Annotated in this window: 18 protein-coding genes, 1 tRNA gene, 1 other RNA gene and 2 pseudogenes; 12 read left to right on the forward strand and 10 right to left on the reverse strand. The window is 56.4% G+C overall.

The window, feature by feature from the left end:
• From U6G28_02125 to U6G28_02135, 3 genes are all read right to left on the reverse strand, one after another.
• Window positions 1-318 carry a TfoX/Sxy family protein gene (locus U6G28_02125; protein ID WRS30511.1) on the reverse strand — a complete coding sequence of 106 codons (318 nt, stop codon included), beginning with the start codon at window positions 316-318 and terminating at the stop codon, window positions 1-3.
• 243 nt (window positions 319-561) lie between these two features.
• The gene (locus U6G28_02130) at window positions 562-3,255 is read right to left on the reverse strand and encodes a metallophosphoesterase (protein ID WRS30512.1); all 2,694 of its coding nucleotides are present in this window, start codon (window positions 3,253-3,255) and stop codon (window positions 562-564) included.
• Window positions 3,256-3,444: 189 nt separating this feature from the next.
• Window positions 3,445-6,696 carry an NPCBM/NEW2 domain-containing protein gene (locus U6G28_02135; GenBank protein ID WRS30513.1) on the reverse strand — a complete coding sequence of 1,084 codons (3,252 nt, stop codon included), beginning with the start codon at window positions 6,694-6,696 and terminating at the stop codon, window positions 3,445-3,447.
• Between the two features lie 717 nt (window positions 6,697-7,413).
• Between U6G28_02135 and U6G28_02140 the strand changes: the two genes are divergently transcribed.
• The 3 genes from U6G28_02140 (at window position 7,414) to U6G28_02150 (ending at window position 9,468) form a co-directional block, all read left to right on the forward strand.
• On the forward strand, window positions 7,414-8,058 hold the full coding sequence (locus U6G28_02140; GenBank protein ID WRS30514.1) for a hypothetical protein: 645 nt from the start codon (window positions 7,414-7,416) through the stop codon (window positions 8,056-8,058).
• An 89-nt stretch (window positions 8,059-8,147) separates the two neighbouring features.
• A complete protein-coding gene (locus U6G28_02145) occupies window positions 8,148-9,170 on the forward strand; it encodes a hypothetical protein (protein ID WRS30515.1) in 1,023 nt (340 codons plus the stop codon).
• A gap of 1 nt (window position 9,171) precedes the next feature.
• A complete protein-coding gene (locus U6G28_02150; GenBank protein WRS30516.1) occupies window positions 9,172-9,468 on the forward strand; it encodes a hypothetical protein in 297 nt (98 codons plus the stop codon).
• Window positions 9,469-9,564: 96 nt separating this feature from the next.
• On the opposite strand, the gene U6G28_02155 is transcribed toward U6G28_02150, so the two are convergent.
• The gene (locus tag U6G28_02155) at window positions 9,565-9,723 is read right to left on the reverse strand and encodes a DUF3024 domain-containing protein (GenBank protein WRS30517.1); all 159 of its coding nucleotides are present in this window, start codon (window positions 9,721-9,723) and stop codon (window positions 9,565-9,567) included.
• Between the two features lie 241 nt (window positions 9,724-9,964).
• On the opposite strand from U6G28_02155, the pseudogene U6G28_02160 reads away from it, so the two are divergent.
• The 3 genes and pseudogenes from U6G28_02160 (at window position 9,965) to U6G28_02170 (ending at window position 12,728) form a co-directional block, all read left to right on the forward strand.
• Window positions 9,965-10,717, forward strand: a pseudogene (locus U6G28_02160) (IS256 family transposase).
• Between the two features lie 82 nt (window positions 10,718-10,799).
• Window positions 10,800-12,152, forward strand: coding sequence for an IS256 family transposase (locus tag U6G28_02165; GenBank protein ID WRS31178.1), 1,353 nt, complete (start codon window positions 10,800-10,802; stop codon window positions 12,150-12,152).
• 27 nt (window positions 12,153-12,179) lie between these two features.
• Window positions 12,180-12,728, forward strand: a pseudogene (locus tag U6G28_02170) (transposase).
• Window positions 12,729-13,423: 695 nt separating this feature from the next.
• Here U6G28_02170 and U6G28_02175 read toward each other — a convergent pair.
• The 3 genes from U6G28_02175 to U6G28_02185 form a co-directional block, all read right to left on the reverse strand.
• Window positions 13,424-14,725, reverse strand: a complete 1,302-nt coding sequence (locus tag U6G28_02175) for an IS110 family transposase (protein WRS30518.1) — start codon at window positions 14,723-14,725, stop codon at window positions 13,424-13,426.
• A gap of 755 nt (window positions 14,726-15,480) precedes the next feature.
• The gene (locus U6G28_02180; GenBank protein ID WRS30519.1) at window positions 15,481-15,921 is read right to left on the reverse strand and encodes a hypothetical protein; all 441 of its coding nucleotides are present in this window, start codon (window positions 15,919-15,921) and stop codon (window positions 15,481-15,483) included.
• A 318-nt stretch (window positions 15,922-16,239) separates the two neighbouring features.
• Window positions 16,240-16,313, reverse strand: a tRNA-Gly gene (locus tag U6G28_02185).
• Window positions 16,314-16,486: 173 nt separating this feature from the next.
• Here U6G28_02185 and U6G28_02190 point away from each other — a divergent pair.
• Window positions 16,487-16,969, forward strand: coding sequence for an NUDIX domain-containing protein (locus U6G28_02190; GenBank protein WRS30520.1), 483 nt, complete (start codon window positions 16,487-16,489; stop codon window positions 16,967-16,969).
• A gap of 363 nt (window positions 16,970-17,332) precedes the next feature.
• Window positions 17,333-17,698 carry a thioredoxin gene (gene trxA / locus U6G28_02195; GenBank protein WRS30521.1) on the forward strand — a complete coding sequence of 122 codons (366 nt, stop codon included), beginning with the start codon at window positions 17,333-17,335 and terminating at the stop codon, window positions 17,696-17,698.
• 213 nt (window positions 17,699-17,911) lie between these two features.
• On the opposite strand, the gene recR is transcribed toward trxA, so the two are convergent.
• From recR to ffs, 3 genes are all read right to left on the reverse strand, one after another.
• Window positions 17,912-18,511, reverse strand: a complete 600-nt coding sequence (recR, locus tag U6G28_02200) for a recombination mediator RecR (protein ID WRS30522.1) — start codon at window positions 18,509-18,511, stop codon at window positions 17,912-17,914.
• The gene (locus U6G28_02205) at window positions 18,508-20,880 is read right to left on the reverse strand and encodes a DNA polymerase III subunit gamma and tau (GenBank protein WRS30523.1); all 2,373 of its coding nucleotides are present in this window, start codon (window positions 20,878-20,880) and stop codon (window positions 18,508-18,510) included. The genes recR and U6G28_02205 overlap by 4 nt, the downstream gene beginning before the upstream one ends.
• Window positions 20,881-20,958: 78 nt before the next feature.
• Window positions 20,959-21,054: signal recognition particle sRNA small type (gene ffs / locus U6G28_02210), an RNA gene on the reverse strand.
• A gap of 194 nt (window positions 21,055-21,248) precedes the next feature.
• Here ffs and U6G28_02215 point away from each other — a divergent pair.
• The 4 genes from U6G28_02215 (at window position 21,249) to tpx (ending at window position 24,907) form a co-directional block, all read left to right on the forward strand.
• The gene (locus tag U6G28_02215; protein ID WRS30524.1) at window positions 21,249-22,727 is read left to right on the forward strand and encodes a sensor histidine kinase; all 1,479 of its coding nucleotides are present in this window, start codon (window positions 21,249-21,251) and stop codon (window positions 22,725-22,727) included.
• Entirely contained in the window at window positions 22,715-23,416 is a 702-nt protein-coding gene (locus U6G28_02220) for a response regulator transcription factor (GenBank protein WRS30525.1), read from the forward strand. The genes U6G28_02215 and U6G28_02220 overlap by 13 nt, the downstream gene beginning before the upstream one ends.
• Window positions 23,413-24,231 carry a DUF4097 family beta strand repeat-containing protein gene (locus tag U6G28_02225; GenBank protein WRS30526.1) on the forward strand — a complete coding sequence of 273 codons (819 nt, stop codon included), beginning with the start codon at window positions 23,413-23,415 and terminating at the stop codon, window positions 24,229-24,231. Before U6G28_02220 ends, U6G28_02225 begins: the two co-directional genes overlap by 4 nt.
• 178 nt (window positions 24,232-24,409) lie before the next feature.
• Window positions 24,410-24,907 (forward strand): thiol peroxidase, encoded by a 498-nt coding sequence (gene tpx / locus U6G28_02230; protein ID WRS30527.1) that lies wholly within the window; start codon window positions 24,410-24,412, stop codon window positions 24,905-24,907.
• Window positions 24,908-25,132: the final 225 nt, after the last annotated feature.

A 25,132-nucleotide genomic window follows, 5' to 3' on the forward strand; every position in this document is an offset into this window, starting at 1 on the left:
TCAGTGCTTCTTCCGCGCTTTAGGTAAAGGAAGCTCGGGGAGCATCTCCGCGACTACTTCGGCAATGCGATCCCTGTTTTCTATATCGACCAGGAACATCAGTTTGGCCTCCGGGTAAGGGAGCTCAAGCGCAGCCTCAGGGAGTAAGCGTCTGGATGCTTCCGTTTGTTTCACCAGGAAGCGGCCATCGTAGATCCCCCCGAAGACCTTGCCATCTGAATAGAGGACGTACTCTCCCATCATTTTACGGTGACGCACGTTCGAAGTTTCAGACAGCAAATCCAGGACATATTCCAGGAATTCGGGGCTACTGGACAAAGGTTCTCCTTCGGAAAGGTTGGCGCGGCTACAGATGGTGTCCGGCTTCCCTGCCGGGGCGGCCCGTCCAGGAGAAGAAATACTACCAGTGTGCGGTGAGGGTCCGACAGATGCTGTGCTCCGGCCCAGCGGCAAAGGCTTACTGACTCTTACCTGGGGAGTGTTCGCTCGTTGGCTAGTGCTACTGTGTCGGCCCGTGACAGTGGTGGTTGCTGTCACGGGCCGACACGGTTGTGTTAGGGACTATTTGCAGCTTGTGCTGGGGTAGTCCACTTGGGTGTTTGTTGTGTTTCCTTCTGTGTCTGTGGCGGTGAAGGAAACGGTTCCTGCGTCGATTTCTTTGGCGCGGGTGCTTAGAGCTACGGAGGAGGAACGGTCGGGAGCTATGTCCTTGAAGTTCTTTGTTCCGTGGGGGCTAGTGATGGATATGTCCACGGGGTTTTCTCCGATGTTGCGTGCTGAGATCACCTGGGTTACTTTCCCGGCAACACAACGTGACGTCACTGAAGTCTCCACTTCAACAGACGAAACAGGCTCTTCGACTTGACCGGGGCGGGGCACATCGTATTCCTGCGCAGCGACGGGCCCACCTGCAGTGAAATGGTAGGCGGTGACTCTGACCCGATCTGGGTAGAGCGAAACCCGCAGGCCAGTGGGGTCAGCACCACTGATGCCCTTTTCCCCCCAGTCCCCACTTGGCCCATACTGGGTTGTCACAGCTCCCGTGTTGAACGTGTTCACCCCGTAGTCGGCGCTGGGAGTAAACCTCTTCTCTGCGGTCCAGTCGTTAAGGTTGATATCCCAGTGGGTGTGGGAATTAATCATCACCACGTTGGGGTTCTCTTGGAGCAGGGACGCGACCCGGGCGGTGTCTTCGCCGTAGTCATTTGCGTTGAACCGAATGTACGTGCCCGAAACTGAATACGGGAACACGAAGTGTGAGAAGAGAAGAACAGGCCTTTCTTCTTGCCTGTAGTAGTCGAGTCGGCCACGCAGCCAGTCGAACTGCTCGTCAGACATGACAAAGAACGGACCGCTTCCGGTATACCGGTTGTAGTCGTAACCTTCGGTGCCAATCCACAGAAGAGGAAGCTCGTCGTCTACCAGAACCTCACCCCACAATCCTCCTTGGCCCCCGACATCTTCCATGTCCGTGTAATCCAAGAACCGCTGGCGGTACTGTTCAACGGTGGTGGAACCCCCCGGGTAGAATTCGTGATTTCCGATAGTGGAAATGTTCAGGTTGTAGTTATCTCTTCCACAGCCATTCAACGCTGTTATGTAGTTGTTCCAGTTCGTGTCTGTTCCCTGGTTGACTAAGTCACCGTTCACCACCAAGACGTCGGACTTCGGGCTGAGCTCTTGGAATCCGGGGAGCACCTTGTCACACATCTGGGTTAGTGCTCCTTGGACGTCGCTGAGCACATCAACCACAGCCTCGGGTTCCTGCCCTTCCGGGAGTTCCGCCAACGGACGCGCCAGATACACGTTGTCCACGGACAGTGAGCCCTCCCCAGCTCCAGATTCGTAGGAAATCTCAAATCTCACGGAGGACTCACCCGCCTTGCTCCTCAAAGGAAGTCTGAGCTGAGCGGAGTACAGGTTTTCGGTACCAGTCCAGAGAAGCTCTTGTCGGCCGCTGTCGAAAATGGCATTTATGGATGCAGACTGCGAACTGTTGCCCCGCACGCGCAGATGAGTGTCAAGTCTAAGTTCCACCTGTTGTGAAGGGGAGATACTGATGGCAGGGCTCCGCAGTGTGGCCTCACCGCCGGACCCGGCCTCGATATGCACGTACGCCCCGTCGGCACGGGTGAAGGATTGGCGGTTGTCGGTGCCATACGCAGAGACAACCTGGTCTGCGTTCATAGTCTCCCAGCCAAGGTCACCGCTAGTGTCCCAACCGGTCAGGTCATCCAGCGTGGACACCCACAGGCGAGGTTCGACGGATTCATATGGAGCGGGCGTATCGGAGAACACAGTTATCGTCTGTGATATCGGTGCAATTCCTTTCCCAGAAACGGTCAGTGTCATGAAGCCAGGCTCGACGCTCTTGGGGATCGTGACATCCATTTCCAAGGTGCCTTCAGCATCTGCGGTCGGCACGTTCGCAACGGCCATGTCGTCCAAAGTAAGTACGGGTGTCATTCCTTCGCGTAGACCAGCAACCGTGACGGCAAGGGAGCTTCCGGGGGTTGCAATCGGTTTAGCATCAGAAACGAAGTAAGGATTTGCCGGGGCAGGCTCCGACTCCATGATGGCCACGTTGTCGATCATCCAGTACCAGTTGTTGCTGGAATTCAGGTAAGCCCACCCAAATTTCACTTGTGACGCATTTTCCGGTGCATCGACAATGACCTCTACCGTTTCGTTATACCGGGCAGCGTCAAATTTCATCACATCGATGGGATCAGAATTGTCGAAAGATGCAACCAGAGTGGCAGTCTGCGGGGCTTGGCCCTGGCGGTAGTGGCTATCAAAGGAAACCTTCACAGCCCCAAGATGTTCGTCCAATTCGATGTTGGGGGACCAGAGTGTGGAACTGAACTTGACCGAAAAGTCGCTGTTTGAGGGCCTGTTCCCGTCCGACTGCACGATGGCCACGGTGCCGTCAGCCAGGGAAAACCTGGAGTGCTCGCCCCCGGTGCCCCATTTTGCGGTGATCTCACTGAGCGAATGGAAGCTCCACCCCTGCCAGTTTGCCTGCATTCCGGACGCGGATTCTGAGGACTCCACGGTCCACCCTTCCGGCGGGACCTGGCCCTGCGCATCTGAAAACCCTTCCTCCACCCGGGTGACTTTCACATCAGTGGGCGCAGTGGGTTTTTCAGCAAAAGCAGGAACCGGACTTGTTACACCCACCAGCAAAATGGCGCTGGCGGAAAGTGTGGACAACAGCGAGCGTAAGGGTGCTTTGTGTTTCAAATGCTTGTTCATACAACTTCTCCCTTCAGACTTTCTTGATAGAGGCGATGACCCGTGGGCCCCCAATTTTCTGGTAGCCAGATGGGAACCAAATCTGCAGGGATCTTAGCCAACAGCAAACCCAACGGGTGTTTGTGAGTTATTGTCTCGGCCCGTGACAGTGGTGGTTGCTGTCACGGGCCGACACGGTTGTGTTAGGGACTATTTGCAGCTTGTGCTGGGGTAGTCCACTTGGGTGTTTGTTGTGTTTCCTTCTGTGTCTGTGGCGGTGAAGGAAACGGTTCCTGCGTCGATTTCTTTGGCGCGGGTGCTTAGAGCTACGGAGGAGGAACGGTCGGGAGCTATGTCCTTGAAGTTCTTTGTTCCGTGGGGGCTAGTGATGGATATGTCCACGGGGTTTTCTCCGATGTTGCGTGCTGAGATCACCTGGGTTACTTTCCCGGCAACACAACGTGACGTCACTGAAGTCTCCACTTCAACAGACGAAACAGGCTCTCCCATCTCTCCAGTGATACCCAGAGCAAATAGTGTCAGCCCGTCTCCAATTACGGGGAGCCCATCGGGAAGTGTCACCGAGGTAACCTCAGATGCGGTGTTCACCAAGTCGATGGATGAGGCGTAGACGCGGGCCGGCCCCGTCTTGGTTGCGATCTTCGCTAGGTATGACCCCGAGTGGTTGTTGTACTGCATTGCCTCCACTACTGATTCAGCCTCACCAGTGGTCTCATGCCAGTTCGGAAGCTCCATGTTCGCTTCCTGCACAGTTCCATCCGCATACTTGATTGTGACCTGACCGCCGCGCGAACTCCCGGTTGAGAACCCGACAAAGTGGAGCTTTTCCCCACCTTTCCCGACAGCGATTTCTTGTCCAGCGGCTTTCACCGAGTCCGGGGTTCCCACGACCACGGGGTCCCAGACGAACGTGAATCCGTCAGTGGTGATTTCCTCTCCGGAGTTGACACTCAATGCTGAAGCCAAGAAGGCATCCCGGCCACGGCCCAACGATTTGCTGAACTGGGTTGTGAATTCCACGCCGCCCGTCCGCAGATTCCCATCGTGAGCAATAGAAGTGGTGTTCAGCGCCTCTTCCCAGGTAAGAGGACGGGCTGCGACTCCGTCGCCGCCGTACGCTCCTATGTTGGTGCCCATGGTGACGTCGTTGTCGAAGATGTCGACCCCCGCAGCGTCATCGAATTGCTCAAGGTCTATGCCTACTCCGATCAGCGGGGAAGCAGCTTTCAATGCATACCCGGACACATCGAAGACATCTTTGGAAGAGCCGGGCGCTAGGAGCATCGGGTCAGCGTCCACAATCGAGTCTTGCTCGGCCGCTGGTGGCTGAATTCCGCCAAAGTAGGCATTGTTTCGGTAAACGCGTTCGTTGTAGCTGTTGGTTTTACCGTCCCAGCTGCCGTCCTTTGCCACGAAAATGTTGTTGTAGACAGTTCGGGGTCCGGACATGTCATCTACCAGAGTTTTGGTCGGGCAGTAGAACGTGTTGTTGTAAATCCACGTGTGTGCTGGCCCTCCGGAGGCACCTGCCAAACGGCAATCGTCCTGCATGACGTTGTAGCGCATTACTGAGCGTGTGTTGGTGGAGACGTTCCCGCAGCCGGAAATGCAATCCAAGAAAGCGCCGCCAGCGTTGTTGTAGGAGTAGTTGTACTCGAAGATACAGCTGGCCCCGGTCATGCCCCAGTCGCAGTCCCAAGCGGTTGAGTCATAGGACGTGTCCGTTGAATTGCCCACCACGTTGTAACGGAAAAGCAATTCCTTCGAGGTCATTCCCCAAATGCCTGCAAAGTTACCGGCCTGGAACGGGTAGGCCCCCTGGCCCAAGTCCACACCTCGGTTATACTCGACCAGGGCGCTGTCGGAGGCGTGAACGACTATCGCGTCGCCTCCCACTTGGTGAATGTTGTTGTTTGCGATGTGGACGTTCTTGTGAAACTTGGACTTGTCCGAGTTGTTCTGGCCGTCTCCTTGGAGTTTGATGCCACCTCCGCCGACGTCGGTGATTTCGTTGTTTGTGAGCGTGATGCCGTCCGTGAGGCCCGGTTCCGGCCCGGATAGCTCATGGTCGGCCATGATGACGATTGCGCCAGAATTACGGTAGCGGGGGTTGTTTCCCGTCTTGTTTGGCCAACCTGCGACATCTGAAATCAGATTATCGTTGATGACAATTGATGCTTTCGGTGCGGTAGAGAGAGACCGAATCATGATGCCCTGACGCTCTGTGGGTGTCTCTGTCAATGTGGCAGGGTTCTTGAGGTGCAGCCCCTCGATGGTCCAATAGCTGGTGTCAATCAGTTCAATAACGTTTACTTCGCCATCCGCGTCGAGTATTGGGCGTTCTTCGCCGTCTCCGTACGAAGAAATGATGTTGCGTGCCTCCGCGGTTCCGTCGCCGCGCAGCTCGAGCCTGCCAGTGCAGGATGTTCCCTTTTTGAAGAGAATTTGTGTACCGGCGCCGAACTCCTCCATCTCATTGAGAGGATCTACGCTGTTGAAGGGGTTGTTTTGGGTGCCATCTCCGTTTTCGGGAGAAGCGCAATCGATGTAGAACTGGCCCTGATTCGGTATGGTCACGGCGCCCGTCATGTCTGTGACTACTGGGCTACCTAACATATCCACAGTGGTGATCTTGAAGTCAGCCGTCGTGGTGCGCATATCAGCTGGGATTGTGAACTTCACGGGAGTTGCCCCGCTGTCGAAAGCCTTCACGGATGCGATACGTTCATCGTTCAAGTCAACGGTAATATCGGAGTTTGGTTGCGCGTCCCAAACTAGGAATTCCACTTCGCCGCCGGGGGTGAGGCGGTCCAGGTCGGTCTCGCCGACAAAAACTCGCGGATCGTACGCGATGGGTGAATCTGCGCAGTTTAGCTGCGCTTCACCCAGGTCTGCGAAGGAGCCGCCGTTGTTCCCGCCAACCAGCTGCTTGGCATAGATTGTGAGGGTCTCCACCCCGGACAAGTCGACATCCACCAGCGGTGCAACTTCACCTTTGCGTGTCTCTACTTGCGCAAGCTGCCTGGTCTCCCCGTTGGCCATTGTGCCTTCGAAGACCCAGTTTGCGTAGAAACTGCCATTAGTGGCCGTTCCTGAATCATCAACCCCTACGTAGGCGAGCATCTGAGAGCAATCGCCGTTGGTACTCACGTTCAGTTCGGCAGGTACATGGAGGCCGATACCTTTGGAGAAGGTTTGTCCGGCGACCTGCATCAAGTATTTGTTCTTGTCGGCATTGCCCAGATTACGGAAGTCCCTTTGCCACTCACCGTACCCGGTGCTCACACTGTCGAGTTCGACATCAGAAAGATATTGAACCGCGCCGGCCTGCACGCCCGGCAGCGTATCCGCCGCCAATGCGATGTTCTGTACCGCTGCCACTGGAAGCAAAGCGAGTGCCCCCGCTGTTGCTAGCCAGCGTTTTCCGATCTTTGACTGCATCCATCTCCTCCTTGAAATAAACTGACGGCACCATTTGCCTCCTTTGCTGGAGCAAGTGGGGCTAGCTGATCAAGACTCCTAAAAAAGGGAACATAAAGAAGCAAAACTGATCAATAGAGGTCACTCAGGAAATACTTGATTGCTGGGTGCCGCTAGTATGTGACAATATGTCAGGTGGGAGCGATGTGTCAACGGACACAAAGTACATAAACGAACATTTGCGATCAATTCTTTGGTGTTTTGGTGAAACGCATGGGCTTGAATCAGGTTGATGGATCCAGATTCCGAAGAATCCGACTGGTCACAGAGGCGGCTTTTGATGGCGCTTGGGGCCATAGGTCTGTAGCCCGCGGAGAAGGGGGAGGAGGTTGGCTCCTTTCCGCCACGTGTGGTTGGACGTTTCGCTAGGGGCGACCGAAGAGTGTGTGTGCACAGAATTGAAGGGGGGGGTGGAAAGTGGTGTGAATTCCCAATGCGCTGCACAGTGACGCATTTTGCTCGATTCGGCCAGTGCTTTCTGGAAGCAAAGGCGGGGGTGGGGGTCACACAAAAGATTTGTAGGTGTACGCTGGGACCGCTTTTACAACAATTTGGGTCCTAGGTCCTGCTGGGGCTAAGAGTGAGCAATGGTGCCCGCCGGGTAAGGGCAGTCACGGTAGTCGGAAGTCCCGACCATAACCACTATCGGCCAGGTGGTCTGGCCGGGAGGAAAGAAGAATGAAAACAAAGAAGTTTGTCGCCAGAATTGGAGCTGCCGCACTCGGTACCACTCTGCTCGCAGGCACCGCAGGTGCGGCTATGGCAGCAGACGCCACTGAAGATGCAGAAGTTGAAATCGGAGTTGACATCAGCGCCCCCGCACCGACTGGTGCACTCTCCATGACCGTCGCAGCGAACGCGACCACCCTCACCGAGATAACATCCGCTGACCCTGCTCAAAGAGAGTTCCGGGGAACGCTGCCAACAGTCACCGTTGAGGACACCAGAACATTTGTCGAGGACGGGCTCTACTGGTACGTAACGGGACAGTCCTCTGCGTTCAGTGCCCCCGGAGTAGGAGACGTGATTGAGGCGGGTCACCTGGGATGGAGACCTGCCCTGGTAAGCGATGAGGAGACCGCTGAGGAAGACGGGGTCGTGGTGGGAGATGAAGTCATGACCGTCATGGATACCGCGACCCAGCCGGGTAACAACACTGGTCTTGTCGGGGAAGAACTCCTGGCACTGTCGCTCGATTCCGCCGGGTCTGCCACGGGAAGCTGGGAGGCAAACGCTGACCTATTCCTGAAGACAGGGGCGACTGTTGCTCCTGGTAACTACTCGGCAACTCTGACCCTCAGCCTGTGGGAGGACGCATACTAAGAGAAGCTGCGGCTTGACAGCGGGAGGAGAAACCAATCATCAACTTGAGAATAGACAGAGCGCCGCGACCAGCATTGCGGTTGGCCTCAGTGAGTTTGGTGCTGGCTCTTCTTGCACTTGTGGGCGCGGTGTTCGCTGCAGTTCCTGTTTTTGCAGCGGACACCGACCCGGTCAAATGGTCGCTGGTCCCCGCAGATTTGGAAGGCCCTGATGGGAGATCTTCAATTAGCCATGAGCTTGACCCGGGAGAAACAGTGGAAGAGTACCTTGCACTAACTAATCTTTCGGATCAGGAAGTGACTTTCCAGCTTCTTTCCTCAGACGGTTTTTTTAACAGAACTGGGCGGTTCGATACCCTTCCTTTGGGTGAAGAATCTACGGATGCGGGGACTTGGGTCTCCATTGACGAGTCAGTTGTGGTGCCAGCTGGGCAAACAGAACTTATCCCATTCTCACTGACCGTTCCTTTCGAGGCCGAACCGGGTGATCATGCCGCAGGCATTACCGCGTCAGTATTGTCCATTCAGACGGCGGACGATGGAACCAAAATGGGAGTTGAGAACCGAATCGGCGTCAGGGTAACCACTCGTGTCTCCGGGGAGCTAAACCCCAGCTTGGAGATTTCCGGGGTGAGGGGGGAATATCATCAGTCCTGGAATCCAACAAAGGCGGGAAGCGTTACCGTGACTTTTGATGTAAGTAATCGGGGTAATGTGCGACTTCTTGCTGAGGGGATAGTGAAAGTTCGCGGCCTTGAAATTGCGTATCCTGCTTCGGATGAGCACATTCAGGAATTGTTGCCGGGTGATTCACGCACGATCTCTGCCAGAGTGCCTGGAGTGTGGCCACTGTTTGTCGCCGCCACCGAAGTGGTTGCCGAACCAACCATGATCACTATGGACGGGGACAGTACTAAGTTGGCCCCAGTCACTGCCAACACCAGGATAATCACTATGCCCTGGCCGCAAATCGCGGTTGTGAGCGGCGTGACCTTACTTGTTGTAGCGCTGTTGTGGGAGCGGCTACGGTCGCGGCGTAAGCTATCCGCTCTTCTCTCTCAAGCCAGAGAAGAAGGGCGCCAGGAAGCCGCTAACTCTCAGGGAATTTTGTGAAATGGGCCGAAGAATTACTGGGTTATTGGTTGCGGTTCTTGGCTCCTTGTTCTTTTTGGGAGGCCCGGTTTACGGGGCTGACCCGGAAGAATCAGAATCCGTTTCCATCAGGGTGGAGATCTCCAGCTTGGAAACGGACGGGGAGGTAGAAACTGCCGTGCCGGATGAGCTGCCTGAGACGGGTGTCGGAGCGGGCGCCTGGATCTTCTGGACTCCGGTTGCTCTGGTGTCTGCGGGTACTTTGGCGCTACTTTATGCAGGCGAGATGAAAAGAAGAAAGTCAACCAGGCACCTGTGAGCGCTACGCGACCCTCTTGCACTCCCCTTGGGAGCGGAGAACAAGGAAAGCGTTAGTTGGCCGCCGAACACCTTTCGGTGCAGACGGCAATAGGTTTCAGTCGAAGAAGACAGGGTTCTTGCTCTCTGCGACGCGGTCCAACAGGTCCTGGATAGCCGGGCCGGGAGGCGCCAGGTTGTACTGGCGGCACTTTCGATTGCTGCGCCCCCAGTAGAGTTGCCAGTTCGGGTGTAGCGCAGCCAGGCAATTGGACATGATGGATTGGTCCTAGCCGCGCCAGGATGGACCTCCCTCACCGCGACGGCGTCGCCTTTCACCTGAGTTGGACCTCTGGGTCTGCTGAAGGTTTAGGTGACAGTTCCTAGTCATGCTGCGAGTGTTGCAGCTGGGACCATGATTGTTTCGTATTCGATTGGTGTCAACTTTGGGACTGTGGATTTAACGGTGTTTCCGGCTTGACACGCCGCGCGTGTTGCGTGGCGGGGAAGGTGCCGTGATGACGACGACACTGGGGTTTGTGAGTCCAAAGAAACATGATGATGATGACCGCTCTGCGGAGGCTGCTGCGGCGGCCGAGCTCGTCCGCTTGGCCAAAGAGCAGGGCCTTGCCCTGACGGGGCCGGACGGGTTGTTGAAGTTGTTCACGAAGAACGTGCTTGAGGCGGCGCTGAATGAGGAGATGACCGAGCATCTCGGGCATGAGAAGAACCGCGCCGATCCCGGGCGTGAGTCCTCGAACGTGCGTAACGGGACCAGGCAGAAGACGGTGCTGACCGAGGCGACTGGGCAGGTCACGATCGAGGTCCCGCGGGATCGTGACGGGTCGTTCGAGCCGCAGATCGTGAAGAAACGCCAACGCCGCCTAAACGGGGTAGAGGAGATCGTGTTGTCGTTGTATGCCAACGGGTTGACGACCGGTGAGATCAGCGCGCACTTCGCTCAGATCTATGGCGCCTCGGTCTCGAAGGAGACGATCTCCCGGATCACGGACAAGGTGATCGAGGAGATGAACGACTGGTCCGCTAGGCCACTGGACGAGGTCTATGCGGCAATCTTCATTGACGCGATTGTGGTGAAGATCCGTGATGGGCAGGTCGCCAACCGGCCCATCTATGCCGCGATCGGTGTCACCCTGGCCGGGGAAAAGGATGTTCTTGGGCTCTGGACCGGGTCTGGGGGTGAGGGTGCGAAGTTCTGGATGAGTGTCCTGACCGATATCAAGAACCGGGGCGTCAAAGACACGTTCTTCCGAGCCTGTCAGATTGTTTGTGTATGGCTTGATCTGAAAGGCTGTGCTGGCGTTGGATACACGAACGATTGATTTGGACGAGATCGATTTGATTGATAAGAACAGTGAGGCAACAAATCGTTTAGCGAAAGAGCTTGAGGATTCTGGGGCTCTGGCTGATTTGTTTGCCCGCATTGATAGCGGTGAAGTGGAACTAACAGGCGATGGCGGTCTCATTCCCGCACTGATCAAGACTGCTTTGGAACGCGGTTTAGAAGCGGAGATGACCTCGCATTTGGGTTACGCTGCGGGCGATCGGGAATCTAAGGAAGCCGTAGGGGCTGCGAACTCAAGGAATGGCTCATACCCTAAGTCAGTTGCCACCGAGGTAGGCCCGATTGAGGTCTCGATACCAAGGGACCGGGATGGTTCTTTCACCCCGCGCCTGGTCCCGAAAGGATCGCGGCGTCTGGGAGGCCTAGATGACATGATCATCAGCCTTTATGCGGGGGGAATGACGATAAGGGAAATCCAGTGGCACCTGAGCCAGACCATTGGCACTGACTTATCCCACGAGACGATCTCGAACATCACTGACGCCGTGTTAGAGGCCGTCCTGGAATGGCAAAAACGGCCCCTGGATGAGTTCTACCCCGTCATGTATCTAGACGCGATCCGCGTGAAAGTCAGGGATGGATCTCATGTGCGTTCTAAAGCCGCTCATATCGCCATTGGCGTTGACATGGACGGTGTCAAACACGTCCTGGGGATCTGGGTTCAAAACAACGAAGGCGCTAGTTTCTGGGCCTCGGTGTGCTCTAATCTGCGTAACCGCGGCGTAGCCGATGTCCTCATTGTTTGTTGTGATGGGCTCACCGGCCTGCCCGAAGCCGTGGAAGCTACCTGGCCTGAAACCATAGTCCAGACCTGCGTGGTGCACCTGATTCGCGCCTCGATGCGGTTCGTGAACTACCAAGACCGTAAAAAGGTCTCCGCAGCGCTTAGACCCATTTACACGGCCGTTGATGCCGACGCCGCGGCCGAAGCACTCAGCGCTTTCGCGAAGAGCGATCTGGGGGCAAAGAACCCCGCGACGGTGAGTACTTGGCAGTCAGCGTGGGACCGGTTCACCCCGTTCCTGGAGTTCCCCCCAGAGCTACGCCGCGTCATTTACACGACCAACGCGATCGAGTCACTGAACTACCAGCTACGCAAAATCAGTAAGAACCGCGGCCAGTTCCCAAACGATGAAGCGGCAGTGAAACTGCTATGGCTTGGGATCTGCAACATCGAAGACAAAAGAGCGGCCGAAAGACAACGAGATAAAGGAAAGAGAGGTAAAGACCGAAAAGCATCAGGAAGACTAATCCAAGGACATGTAACCACCAACTGGAAACAAGCCCTAGCCCAACTCGCAGTCGCCTACCCCGACCGCGTCAACCCCCACATTTACTAACCCCCAAACACAAACTATTTGACAAGCTCGTTCTTCCTCGTCTGTGACGGACTCAAGGGCCTACCCGAAGTCGTTGGCAACGTGTGGCCACTGACGACGGTGCAGACTTGCATCATCCACCTAATCCGTAACACCTTCCGGTTGGCATCGAAGAAGGACTGGGATGCCCTCAAACGTGACGTGAAGCCGATCTATACCGCACCGAACCACAACGCCGCCCGGGCAGCCCTGGATGACCTCGATGAGAAGTGGGGCAAAAAGTACGCGGCGATCATCCGCCTCTGGGAGAACGCGTGGGAGGAGTTCATTCCCTTCCTAGATTATGACGTCGAGATCCGAAAGGTGATCTGCTCAACCAACGCGATAGAATCCCTCAATTCCAGATACGGCAGAGCGGTTCGAGCCAGGGGGCATTTCCCGACAGAACAGGCGGCACTAAAGTGCCTGTATCTTGTCACTAGATCACTCGACCCGACAGGTGCGGGACGAGTCCGATGGACAATGCGATGGAAGCCCGCTCTCAACGCATTCGCCATAACCTTCGCACACCGCTGGCCGGCCGCGGAGACCTACTAAATAAAACCGCCGGAAACACCGTTCCTGAAACAGTCCCCTCGTCCCCAGAGACGCACCTTGATAGGCGCCCAACGCATCAAAGTCGCGCGGGCCATCCAGGACCTGGAGACCCGTAGCTGCCTAGCCCACCGAGTCCACGACTACCTACAAACCCAGCCGCCCCTAGACTACACGCCCCAAGCGTGGAACGTGCTCGTCGAGGAAGCTGAGATAAGCACGGACGGCACGGTTACGATTCGGTTCAAAGACGAACCGAGAGTCTGACCGGTCGGCCACCTGAAGCGAGCAAGGTCTCGCGAAGACCTACCGCAGCCCGGTGAGGGTGATCCGAAGTGCCATGGTCGCAAGCGCATCGTCCACTGTTTAGAACTCTGCGAACGACAGCATGCCTGTTTCAACCAGGGTCGATTTGTCGTTTGCAACCATCTGCACCCAAGTTGAAACCCCTGGCCCGAAATTGAAACCCCTGGCCCTTCCGGCCAAGAATTTGAATACACCCTGTATTCAACTTTGAGGGGTGCAAGGCATTGGTCGGGCAAAATTGGTCTGCCGAGGGCCTGTCCAGAGTCATTTCTTGCCTGGCTAGGCTCTCTCGGGCGAGCATGCCGACCGCCAAAAACCGCGGAACAACGCGGAAAACTGGGGATAGGCGTTCAGGGGATCAATCGGTTACGGCTTGATGCTCCTATTGTGTGTCAAGCGGCTTTTTGCTGTTCTGGCGTGAGCGTGATCACTTGGGTTTGGTTGGTTTGGAGCCAGTCGTGGTATTTGCCGCGAAGTTCGAGCGCTGGGAATCTGTCTCTTTCGATATCGCTGATCCTAGATGGCCAGGTTCCGAGGATTTTAGCGACCTGGGGTCGGGTAAAACCCTGCGCCTCGCGTTGTGCTCGTAGTTCCGATCCCACAACGGGCTGCTTGATGGTCTCGGGTTTGACCAGTGCCCGATAGATCTCGCGACATATAAAGCGTTTGAGCTGGCGAAGAATCTCCTTCTTCCCCTTCCCCCGCTGGGTCTGTTTCTCCACATAAGCACGTGTTTCCCGGTGGGATGACATACGTACCAGAGCTATTCGATGCAAAGCCCTGTTTGCGCGCCGGTCCCCGCCCCGATTCAACCGGTGACGGTTAGTTTTACCACTGGAAGCAGGGATGGGACAGGCGCCGCAGAGCTTCGCGAAAGCCGCTTCGGAACGGATCCGCTCAGGGTTATCGCCAGCGGTGACAGCCAAGTCGGCCGCAGCGACGACACCGACCCCGTAAATAGCCAGCAGGGCACGGTAATGGTCCTCAAGGATGACCCGCATTTGTTCCTCAAGCCTGCCAGCTTCTTCTTTGAGGTCACCGTATGTTTGCGCCATAGACCTCAAAGCAGACAGGACATGATAATCAGTACCAGCATGGTCCCTCATGCCGGGCCTACAAGCGGCAAGAGCTGCAATGGTTTTCTCTGTGGTCTTCTGGGCGTATTTCTCACGCAAAGACACGGGCGCGGTAACGACAAGAGCTAGGACTGCGTTCGATATTGCCGTCATCATCCCAACGTACTTATCGCGAGCGGCATGAAGATACCTGAGCGATTCAGCGTGTCCGACACCGTTTTTCGGGACCGACACCCCTCGGCCACTCATCAAAGTTCGAGCCGCTTCTACCGCGTCAATCGGGTCAGACTTACCATCCATACGCCGCACCCGCCGGGCAGGACGCAACACCTCAAAAACCTCAAAGCCAGCAGTCTGCAGGGTTCTAGACAACCCCGCTCCATACGAGTTTGTCCCTTCCACACCAACCCGAAATTGTGCCGGTCTCCCCAGGCATACAAGCCCTTCCACCACTTCCTGATATCCAGTCTTGGTTGCCGGATACGTGCCAGTCATCAAGGTCCTACCAGCGGCATCAAGGACCGCAACAGTGTGGGTTTCACTGTGAGTGTCTATTCCCACCCAGAACTCCACTTCAGGGACACCACCGTCCAAGATGAATACTTCCTGATTCCTCATGATCTTCCACTCCCTCCATGCGAAACGTGACTTCAGTTGTCACTGGAGGACCATCAGGAGCAGACAAGACGTTGACGGGACAGCTACCATGAGAAATGCGAGTAACTCACGGGAGCATCACGCTCCTATGAGGTCATGTCTCCCATGGCCTCCAGGTAGTGGCTCGGGGCGGACATATCAAGCGAAGGACAGGCCCCTCGGGACCGTCAGTATCCAATCGGGTCACGCCCCGAGCCCACCATCAGTGTCCCAGAAGAGCCGCCCGCAGAAGACGGGTCACGCACAGAAACCAACTACCCGACAAGTATCAACGTATCCATTCCGTTGTCCTAGTGGAGCGGGCGACGGGATCCCCTACTGCCTCCGGCAGCGGGGGCCCACTCGATTACTGTCACACACATGGTGTCTGAAAAACACTCTGCGGGTGTCCTCCAGACACCATCAGATGTTAAGTGACCCTTTCGGATAAATCGACGTTTAGGCAAACGTCAAAAGGTATGCCGTTCTGAGTGGTCCTCGTCAAAAGGTTAGCGGCAACGTCAAGAGGTTGGGCAAATCGTGTATGGTTGTGGCGTATTCGGGGAGTGGTGGGGTAACGGCTCCGTGGGGTTGCTTGCTTTTCGGTGATGTTTTCATCGCTGATAGCAGTGCGTTTTGATATGCGTTCAGATTGCTTGAGCGGAGATCGCTATGCATCGGCGCGGGAACACCCAGCATAGTGTCCTCTTGGATGATATCAGATGCCCCGGGAGAGACTAGCTAAGTTCCGCGATGGCATCGAGGAGCTTTTGGGCATCCTTGGTGATCAGTGGAGACACGCTGTCTTTGTATCGGTCAGGATCGAGATCCTGAATTCTTTCTTTTAGTATCTCGTGGAGCTCAGGTTTGAAATCAATCAGGTGATGGAGGGCAGCCAAACCCATCCGTACTGCTGTCGGCTTCTCGTCATCGAGAAAATCGAGGACTCTCTCAATGCTTCGGTTAATGCGGTTGTCGGTGTCCCACCGCGCTTGCCTACAGATAAGGCGAAAACCACGCACGCGAATCACATATTTCTCGCTGTCAAGCATCGAAATAAACTCATCTAGATGCGGGTAAAGTTCGGGGCTCTCATCGCTGAGTGCTTCCAACCTTTTTAGTTTGTCATATCCCTCCCGTGTGCCCTTAGCGTAGAGAACCTGGAGCAACTCTGGCATTGACGACCTCCTTGTCGATATGTGTCCTGCCAATAGTAGTGCGAGCGAGAATATTCCTTGTGGTCATTTGTTCTACGAACGCGATTGAGAGCCTGAGTGCTAGGTTCCAAAGGTTGGTACGATCCGGGGACCGTTTCCCGACTGAGCAGTAGTACCACTGAAATGCCTACACCTCACCATTCGTTAACGATCACTTTCGCTGGCGGTTGGCCAGACGCAAAAGACCAACAAAAATGAAGGCGCTACTCACACAGTTCCCTAGATACTTCCGGCATCGTCGCCTTTTGTGGTCTCATTTTTTGTGCTTACAAGTCTAAGTGGAGCGGGCGACGGGAATCGAACCCGCCTCTGAAGCTTGGGAAGCTTCCATTCTACCGATGAACTACGCCCGCAAATCTCTGTGAGACCCGTAGAGTCTATCAACGTTTCTAAGTGCTTCGCACCCACCCCTCGCGATGTCCACCGACCCTGGAACGCTCCGGGGCCACTCTGCATCCCCACCCAGCTCCTCGGTTACTCTCACGCCTCACATAGTCTCTACGCGCGAGTGTGCCAGGATCGTTCTATGTCTCCTCGCCCCGTCGTCGCAACAGCAATCGTCGACTCCCTCGAAAACCCAACGCTACTACTCGCCGCCGAGCGCTCCTACCCCAAGTCCCTCGCTGGAATGTTCGAGCTTCCAGGCGGAAAGGTGGACGAGGGCGAGGACGCCCAGACCGCCCTCTTCCGCGAAATTCGCGAGGAATTGGGCGTAGAGATCATTCCTGGCAATCCTGTCCCCGCCCCAGAAGCTGCATTTGCCAAAATGGTAGACGAAGGACATGAACTTCCGACGGCCGGGCTCGGGTTCGCGCCCTGGCCAATCCTCGGCGGCCGTGTCATGTGGGTCTGGTTTTCAGAGTTGGCACCGGGAGAGGAAGCGCAGATGCTGGGGTCTCACCAATCCCTCGTCTGGACCTCACCAAAAGAAGCGCTTAGCCTGCCCTGGCTCCCGACAAACATCCCTATCGTCAAGGCTTGTATCGAAGCTATGGCACGACCAAAATAGCCGGATATCAGAATTTCCCGATTTGCTCATCTCATTGGAACACTCCAACATGCTGTCGATATCGGGATTCTCGGATGCTAGTGGAAAGCGAGTAACGAAATACAGCCTGAAGATCATTGCACCAGCGGACCCGGGCTGGTCCTCGCCTCAGGAGTACCTACTTCGCTTCGTTAGGAGCCTACAGTTGGGTCGTCCGACATGATTGTCTAGCGCACAGCATCGCGAAATACTGTCACACCCGCTATGTACTTGCGTGTGTTCTTGAATACTCCCTAGGCGTATATGGTGGCGTGTTTCGCACAGGTGGACATAGGCTCGTTCTAGAACGCTTTTACGGGGAGCCAACAAGACTTAGGAATTCAAATGAGCACAGTAAACCTGACTAACGAAGACTTTGAGAAGACCATAACCGATAACCCAATCGTCCTGGTCGATTTCTGGGCGGCCTGGTGCGGTCCGTGCCGTCAGTTCGCTCCGGTTTATGACAAGGCATCTGAGGAAAACTCGGACATCGTCTTCGGCAAAGTCGACACGGACGCTCAGAACGAACTTGCGGCGATGGCACAGATTACTTCGATCCCGACGCTGATGGCCTTCCGCGATGGCATCGCGATCTTCCGACAGGCTGGCGCTCTTCCTGGCCCAGCGTTGGCCGATCTGATCAAGCAGATCCGAGAAGTAGATATGGACGAGGTTCGCTTTCAGATCGCAGAGCAGGAAAGCAAGTAACTCTTAACGTCGAAGATGGGGTCTGGCACGAAAGTGTCGGGCCCCATTTTTCTAGGGTGTGTCTCCTAAATCTGTGCTCGGGCGAGGATGCCCGGGAAATTCGTGGTTGTAACGCGGAAGAGGAGGCTTTGCTGGTGGTAAAGCCGACGATAACAACGTAGTAAGCGCGGATTTCCCGATCACCACAGCGCGCAGGGATTTAGGAAACACACCCTAGACGCTCTGACGACCTTCTAGGGCCCTACCGAGGGTGATCTCGTCAGCATACTCAAGGTCCCCACCAACCGGGAGTCCAGATGCTAGCCGAGTGGCCTTCACCCCCATCGTCGACACGCTTCGAGCGATGAACGAGGCTGTCGCCTCACCCTCAACAGTCGGATTGGTGGCGAGGATGATCTCGGTAACCGTGCCGTCGGCAAGGCGTGCAAACAACTCGCGCACTCGGAGTTGCTCAGCACCCACCCCGGCCAACGGATCGATTACTCCCCCAAGGACGTGGTACAGGCCCCGGAAGACGCGGGTTTTTTCAATTGCGCTAATATCTTTGGCTTCCTCAACCACGCAGAGGACAGTCTGATCGCGGCGTGGGTCCTCACAGATCTGGCACTTCTCGCCCTCGGTGACGTTGCCACAGATGACACAAAAGTGGACGTCACGCTTCACAGTTTGGATGGCCTGAACCAGTCGCTCAACAGTCACCTCGTCCTCGTTCAGAAGATAAAAGGCAAGCCGCTGTGCACTCTTGGGCCCGATGCCAGGGAGTGCACCGAGTTCGTCGATCAGGTCCTGAATTGCACCCTGAAAGCTACTCATTCATCCTCCGCTTGCTCGAAAACCTCATCAATTATCTGGCCCCCCAGAATGTTTAGGACTCTTTCAGTCGCAGGCATTCCCCGGTATCGAGCCTCATTAATTTCATTTTCTGGCATCTCGGTGGTTGCACTCGGATTGGAGTTCGTGCCACCGGGCTCTCCCCGAACCTCGCTACGAAGAGAACTGGCGTCACCGCTTCCTGACGAAAGATCATGTTCGGGATACGTCGCGTCTAACGACGCAGAGTTGGCGGTTGGGGGCTCCTCTGCCGAGGATTCCATAGAAGACTCGTCAATCGGAGGCTCATCCTCATCCGAATAGTCCGGCAAATCAGCAGACTCCGGGGATTTATCGCTCGGATCGCTAGAGTGCGAACCCCCAGATTGAGTTCCGATGGACTCGGCAGTTGCGGGAATCGACTCAGGTTTACTTGACCCCGGAGACACTTCCTCAACAGTTGTTTTCCCAGCTAGTTGCTCCGCCGTGCCCACCTCTGCGGTGAGATGCATACCGAATATCTCTGAAAGCACCTCACCCAGGTCCTGCTCGCCCTTCATGTTCTTGAATCGCCTGACGTAGCCCTCTTCAGCGAACGTAAAACGAACGGTACCGCCGACGGATCCAACACCGCGGGTTGCCCCCAGAAGCGAACCGTACAGAGCTGATCGGGCCCCCATCGCTGAGAGCAGGGGTCGCCACTGCGAACGAACTTCGTCCTCGGATGGAGCCACATCCTCAGCAGAAGACCCAGACGCTTTGGGGGGTGCCGACGGCGTGCTTCGAGATTCTGATTCCTGAGAACTGGCAGCGGGAGACTGCTGTGGGGCGGTCGCTTCCGGCCCTGTGTTTTGCACAGAAGACTCTTTGATCTCGGTCGAAGCGGACGTAACCGCAACTTGCGGCTCCTCAGTTGGAACCGAACCCGAAGGGCGAACATCCCGGCTTGTAGAAAGGGAGGCAGTCGAGGGACCATGCGACGACCCGGCGTTCTCTGCAGCAGGAACCTCGGACATGGGCGTCGATCCGCTGGTCGTAACAGATGGAGTCACGGGATCGGGCGTTGAACTTTTGCCTACCCTTGCCGAAGACGGATCTGAAGAATGACCATCCGTCTGTAGAGAGACAGAATGATTGTCACGACGCGGAGAGATGGAAGGATTCGCAGGACCGGGCGTTGATCGAACCCCACTCTTTTTGGAAGAAGTGGGGGTGGACTCAACAGGAGAGACGTAAGTTGCCACTGGCACAGTGGCGCCAGACTCGCCCGATGGTTGCTCCACCAACAACCGCGCGATCAGCAATTCTAGTTGCAACCTAGGTGCAGTTGCGCCGGTCATCTCCCGGAGCGCTTCTTCTACCAGGTCGGCCCGCCGCGACATTAGTTTGGTGCCCCACCGCTCAGCCTGAGAGAGCATCGTGGCCAGCTGATCGCTAGGAACTCCAAGCAGAATGTCCTGGGACCGCTCGGGGCCCGCGAGCGCAGCGACAATCATGTCTCGCAGACGTTGAAGCAAGTCCTGGGCGAAGCGCCTGGGCTCATGACCTCCCCCGACGACTTCTTCCACAACCGAAAACGCACCGGCTCCATCGCCCACTCCGAGTGCCTCAACCATGCGATCCAACAACGCAGCATCCGTAAAGCCCAGCAGGTGCGTGGCCTGCTCTAAAGTCACATTTCCATCCGAGCCGGCAATCAGTTGATCCAAAACCGACAGAGAATCACGAACCGAACCGCCACCGGCGCGAACCACTAAAGGGAGTGCCGCCTCATCGATTGTTACCTTCTCCTGAACACATATCTTCCTTAGATACGGCATCAAGACATTCGGCGGTACAAGCCTGAACGGATAGTGATGAGTACGCGAGCGAATCGTCGAAATAACCTTGTCCGGTTCGGTCGTCGCGAAAATAAACTTCACGTGCTCAGGAGGTTCTTCAACCAGCTTTAGCAACGCGTTGAACCCGTGCGAGGTCACCATATGGGCCTCGTCTAGAATGAAGATACGGTATCGGTCACGACTCGGAGCGAACTCAGCGCGCTCACGAAGACTACGAGCATCGTCAACGCCCGAGTTCGAAGCCGCATCTATCTCCATAACGTCGAGAGATCCGGGACCACCCGACGCAAGCTCAATACAAGACTCGCATTTGCCGCATGGCGTTGGTGTAGGGCCCTCGGCGCAGTTCAGGCTCCGCGCAAGAATTCTGGCCGACGTCGTCTTCCCACAACCACGAGGACCCGAAAAGAGGAAGGCATGCGCGATCCGCCCGGAGGATAGGGCGTTCTGAAGAGCTGTCGTTACGTGTTCCTGCCCAATCACGTCCTGAAACGTGTCGGGTCGATACCTGCGATACAGAGCTGTCGTCACACCTAGACCTTAGAACGAACCACCGTCAAAACGATGTCCTGCGCCAGGCTCCAGCAGCGCCGCGGCGTCACTCTAGAAATTAAGTGGCCCCCGCGCACCCGACAGAGCGCCCCTATCCTTGCTGCCTTCCGGCCCTGGGGAGGTTCAGGGGATGCCGTCGCACGGGGACCGCCCATAAGTCTACACAACGAACGGTTGCCTTAGCGGACAGCCGAATGTTTCCAAGTGAACCAGCCTCATCCAGAAGAGTTGAGAAGCGGACTTGCTAGTCTTTGCTTTCTGACACTCCGAGCTTTCGGGATATCCCTAACCGTAGTCTCCGGGCCTCCCGGTTACATCGGGACCCTCAGCGGCATAGCGTTTAGTACATGACAACTCCTTATCCGCACACAACGCCGCCCACTGCGGCGCCCCAGGGCCTTCCACCACAGGCTCCCGCGACCCAATCCGCGCAGCCAGCTAACAGTCAGGTCGCGACAACGACAAAGCCGCCGCGACGCTTCTTCCTAACCCTCCTTGAACTCTGCGCACTCGGTACTTTTGGTTGGGTTGCGATTGCAGCGGTATTCACCCTGGCCGGGCTCGGCCTTGGCCTACTAATGGTCCTCGGTATCGGCCTGCTTTTCTTAGTCGGCCTGGTTTACGTCCTTTACGGAATTGGAGCATTCGAGGTTCTAAGGGTCGATGGCCTTTACCACCTTGGCGTCGAACCCGTTCCATTTAGTTCCCCGAGAGGACCCGGCTTCAAAGAGTGGGTTCGGTCCCTACTCAGTCAGCTGGGAGTCGGCCGCATGTGGGTGGCACTGGGAAGTTTCCTCATTTCCGCAGTAGGCGGAACGGTAATGCTGTCCCTCATTCAAGGCGCAGTCTTCTCCATCCCTAGGGGCATCTCACAGATAGCATTGATCGCCAGGACCGCACCGGCTGACTACGGTTCACTTTTCTGGGTTCATCCTGATCACGGCTATGGGATGCTCGGTAATCTACTTCCCGGCGGCCTTTGGTGGGGCGGAGGCGGACCGATGTGGAACCTGATCGGAGCCTTCCTCGGCCTGCTTGCCGCTGTTGCGTTGGTGTACGGCATCCGTGCGGCCAACATCGCGATCATTAGTTCCTCAGCTCGTACCACCCAGCTGTCGAAGCAAGCCCGAAGCGCCCAGATGCAAGCTCAGACAAACTTCATGCAGCGCGAGGGCGCGGTCAGAGCAGCCGAAGTCGAGCGGACTCGGATTGAGCGTGACCTGCACGACGGAGTTCAACCTCGACTTGTCTCCGTTGCCATGACCCTAGGACTAGCACAACAACAAATTGACACAGACCCTGACAAGGCCAAGGAACTAGTCTCTGAAGCCCACACCTCAACTAAGGCAGCCATCACCGAACTTAGGCAACTTGCGCGAGGTGTCCATGCGTCCGTCCTTGACGACCGCGGCCTGGACGCAGCACTTTCCGCTCTGGTTGGCCGCTCACCCGTCCCCACCAGGCTAGATATACGGCTCGTTGACGCCACGGGCGCACCGGTCGCCCGCGCCAGTCGTGAGGCCGAAACTGCCGTCTACTTTGCCATCGCCGAGTCGCTAACAAACGCGGCGAAGCACTCACGGGCCGAGGAGTGCCGGATAACAGTCAGACTACGACCGAATCCCAATCCCACTCCTGGCTCCCCTCGTACGGGCTACCTGTGGACCAGAGTGGAAGACAACGGAGTCGGAGGTGCCCGGGTCACTCCTGGCGGCGGTCTCGACGGAATCATCAATCGGGTAAACGCGGCTGGCGGGTCGGTCCGACTCGACAGTCCCGCTGGCGGCCCGACGTCATTGGAGGTTAGCGTCCCATGCGCGTTCTAATTTGTGAAGACTCTGTTTTATTGCGCGAGGGGGTGGCGCGCCTACTTGAGTTCTCTGGACATCAGGTGGTGGCGGCACTACCTGGAATCGAGGACCTTGAGGCTACCGTCGACGCCTCGAAACCCGATCTTTGTATTCTCGACGTTCGACTTCCTCCAACGTTCACGGACGAGGGGGTTCGCGCTGCACTCCGACTTCGCGAGAATCATCCCGATCTTGCCCTTTTGGTTCTCTCCCAGTATGTCGAGGAACGCTACGCGAGCGAGTTGATAAGCGGGTCCACCGGCTCACTCGGATACCTCCTCAAAGACCGCGTCGCTGACGTTGACGAGTTCATCGCTTCTTTGGAGCAGGTGGCCGGTGGCGCGACCATCCTCGATCCAGAGGTTGTTGCACAACTTATCGGGCGCAAGCAGCAGGACGTAAAGATGCAAAGGCTGACGCCCCGCGAACGCTCCGTCCTCGCGCTGATGGCTGAGGGTAGATCAAACCAGGCAATCGCGGAGGAACTATTTCTCTCGGAAGCCAGCATCGAGAAACACATAACTTCGATCTTCCAGAAACTCGAACTTGAGCAAGATGATTCAGGCAACCGAAGGGTTTTAGCCACACTCGCTCACCTAGAAAACACAGCCGGAGCGACGCAGACGAATCCCGCAGAGGCCGGACCAAGAAAGGCTTGGAAATGACGTACCCAAATCCGCAAGAACGCCCGGCCACGGCTCCAAATGCAGGGTCAACTCCCATGGCCCGGACGATCACGCTGGTTGTGGCGATTGTCGGTGCCATAGCGCTAATCGCCACAATCGGGAGCGGCATGTCGCGCTTGTTCCCGCTTCCGGGGCCACTCACCGTCCAACCACTGCAGCCGCTGAACACGGACGGAATCAGTGAGATTGATATCGATGCCGCCGCTTCTGACTTCACAGTCGAGTTCGGCCCGGTCGAAGAGGCAGAACTAGCGGTCGCCGGGGGGCACGATACCGGATGGAATATGAGTCGAGACGGGGCCTCACTACGGGTGACGCAGGAGGGCAACTGGGGTTCCTTCTTCGGTTGGAACTACGATTGGGATTTCGACGATGACCCCTGGTCCCAGGTAGTTCTAACGCTTCCAGAATCACTGCAGGATTCAGCGCTCGAACTCAACGTCTCAATGGCGGGGGGCTCATTCTCGACGACCGGCTCATTCGCAATCGTCGATGTCGAGTTGGCTGGCGGGAGAGCGGACCTAGATCTCACGGACGTCCAAGAAGCGTCCTTTAGCCTCGCAGCCGGCTCGCTAACAGCGTCTTTGGACGGGATCCCCCCTCGAAATATCGACGTCGATGTGGCAGCAGGCACCATGAACCTAAAGGTGCCAGATGTTGCGTACGCACTCGAACTAGAAGTCGGTGCGGGTTCCTTTTCAAACGGCTTAAGAACTGATCCATCGCAGGCATCTCAGCACCTGATTGACATAGATCTGGCCGCTGGCTCTCTGAATCTGGCCCCGGTCAAGTAGTCCACTGGCCTCACCTGGGTGTCGGGTACTCGTGCTCTCGCATAGCGAGGGTTGTGGCCTGGACTTGTTGCGCGTCATTTCCTGCCCGGATTGAAGACTCACAAGTGGATGCAGGACTCAATCCGGGCATCGAGCCTCGGGGCTACCAAGATCGGCTTTAGAGTGGGACCATGGTCATATGAGTGAGATTGCTTTTCATGGAAATCCAGTGCACACAATCGGGGAACTACCCGCAGTTGGTTCCGCTGCTCCAGAGTTCACGGTGGTTGACTCTGACCTCAATGCCATAGAACTTGGCGCACTGCCGCAAGGCCGTGTCATCTTGAACATCTTTCCGTCTATTGATACCGGAGTCTGTGCAACAGCAGTACGCCGATTCAATGAGTTGGCCGCCAATCTGGATCGCACCACCGTGGTGTGCGTCTCGAAGGACCTCCCTTTCGCCCTTGGACGTTTCTGCGGAGCCGAGGGCATCGATGGAGTAATCGTCACATCAGCCTTCCGTTCCTCGTTCGGTGAGGACTACGGCGTGACGATGGTGGACGGTCCGCTTGAGGGTCTGCTCTCCCGCGCTGTTGTGGTCTTGGACGAGGACGGGACGATCGTCTATACCGAGCAGGTACCCGAGATCGGTCAGGAGCCGGATTACGAGGCGGCCCTAGCTGCGCTCGCCTAGCCACCCCTCCAGGTTTGCCAATCAGATTGGGAGACGACACGCCGTGAATTCGGCCCAAGAGTTTCCCTATCTGATTGGAAAACCAGAGCCGGGGTTGCTGCCTGGTGAGCCCGAGTATCGGATCCAATCGCTAGCCAATTCACTTCCTAGCAGATCCAGTTCCTAGCAGATCCAGTTCCTAGCAGATCCAGTTCCTAGCAGATCCAGTTCCTAATAGAGTTTGGC

This window comes from Actinomycetaceae bacterium MB13-C1-2, from assembly GCA_035621235.1.
Classification (GTDB): Bacteria; Actinomycetota; Actinomycetes; order Actinomycetales; family Actinomycetaceae; genus Scrofimicrobium.

What these genes read in the sequence shown, in the direction of transcription:
- U6G28_02130 (WRS30512.1), bottom strand. Translation starts at nt 3,255, where the DNA reads ATGAACAAGCATTTGAAACACAAAGCACCCTTACGCTCGCTGTTGTCC.
- U6G28_02135 (WRS30513.1), bottom strand. Translation starts at nt 6,696, where the DNA reads ATGCAGTCAAAGATCGGAAAACGCTGGCTAGCAACAGCGGGGGCACTC.
- U6G28_02140 (WRS30514.1), top strand. Translation starts at nt 7,414, where the DNA reads ATGAAAACAAAGAAGTTTGTCGCCAGAATTGGAGCTGCCGCACTCGGT.
- U6G28_02150 (WRS30516.1), top strand. Translation starts at nt 9,172, where the DNA reads ATGGGCCGAAGAATTACTGGGTTATTGGTTGCGGTTCTTGGCTCCTTG.
- U6G28_02155 (WRS30517.1), bottom strand. Translation starts at nt 9,723, where the DNA reads ATGTCCAATTGCCTGGCTGCGCTACACCCGAACTGGCAACTCTACTGG.
- U6G28_02175 (WRS30518.1), bottom strand. Translation starts at nt 14,725, where the DNA reads ATGAGGAATCAGGAAGTATTCATCTTGGACGGTGGTGTCCCTGAAGTG.
- U6G28_02180 (WRS30519.1), bottom strand. Translation starts at nt 15,921, where the DNA reads ATGCCAGAGTTGCTCCAGGTTCTCTACGCTAAGGGCACACGGGAGGGA.
- U6G28_02190 (WRS30520.1), top strand. Translation starts at nt 16,487, where the DNA reads ATGTCTCCTCGCCCCGTCGTCGCAACAGCAATCGTCGACTCCCTCGAA.
- trxA (WRS30521.1), top strand. Translation starts at nt 17,333, where the DNA reads ATGAGCACAGTAAACCTGACTAACGAAGACTTTGAGAAGACCATAACC.
- recR (WRS30522.1), bottom strand. Translation starts at nt 18,511, where the DNA reads ATGAGTAGCTTTCAGGGTGCAATTCAGGACCTGATCGACGAACTCGGT.
- U6G28_02215 (WRS30524.1), top strand. Translation starts at nt 21,249, where the DNA reads ATGACAACTCCTTATCCGCACACAACGCCGCCCACTGCGGCGCCCCAG.
- U6G28_02220 (WRS30525.1), top strand. Translation starts at nt 22,715, where the DNA reads ATGCGCGTTCTAATTTGTGAAGACTCTGTTTTATTGCGCGAGGGGGTG.
- U6G28_02225 (WRS30526.1), top strand. Translation starts at nt 23,413, where the DNA reads ATGACGTACCCAAATCCGCAAGAACGCCCGGCCACGGCTCCAAATGCA.
- tpx (WRS30527.1), top strand. Translation starts at nt 24,410, where the DNA reads ATGAGTGAGATTGCTTTTCATGGAAATCCAGTGCACACAATCGGGGAA.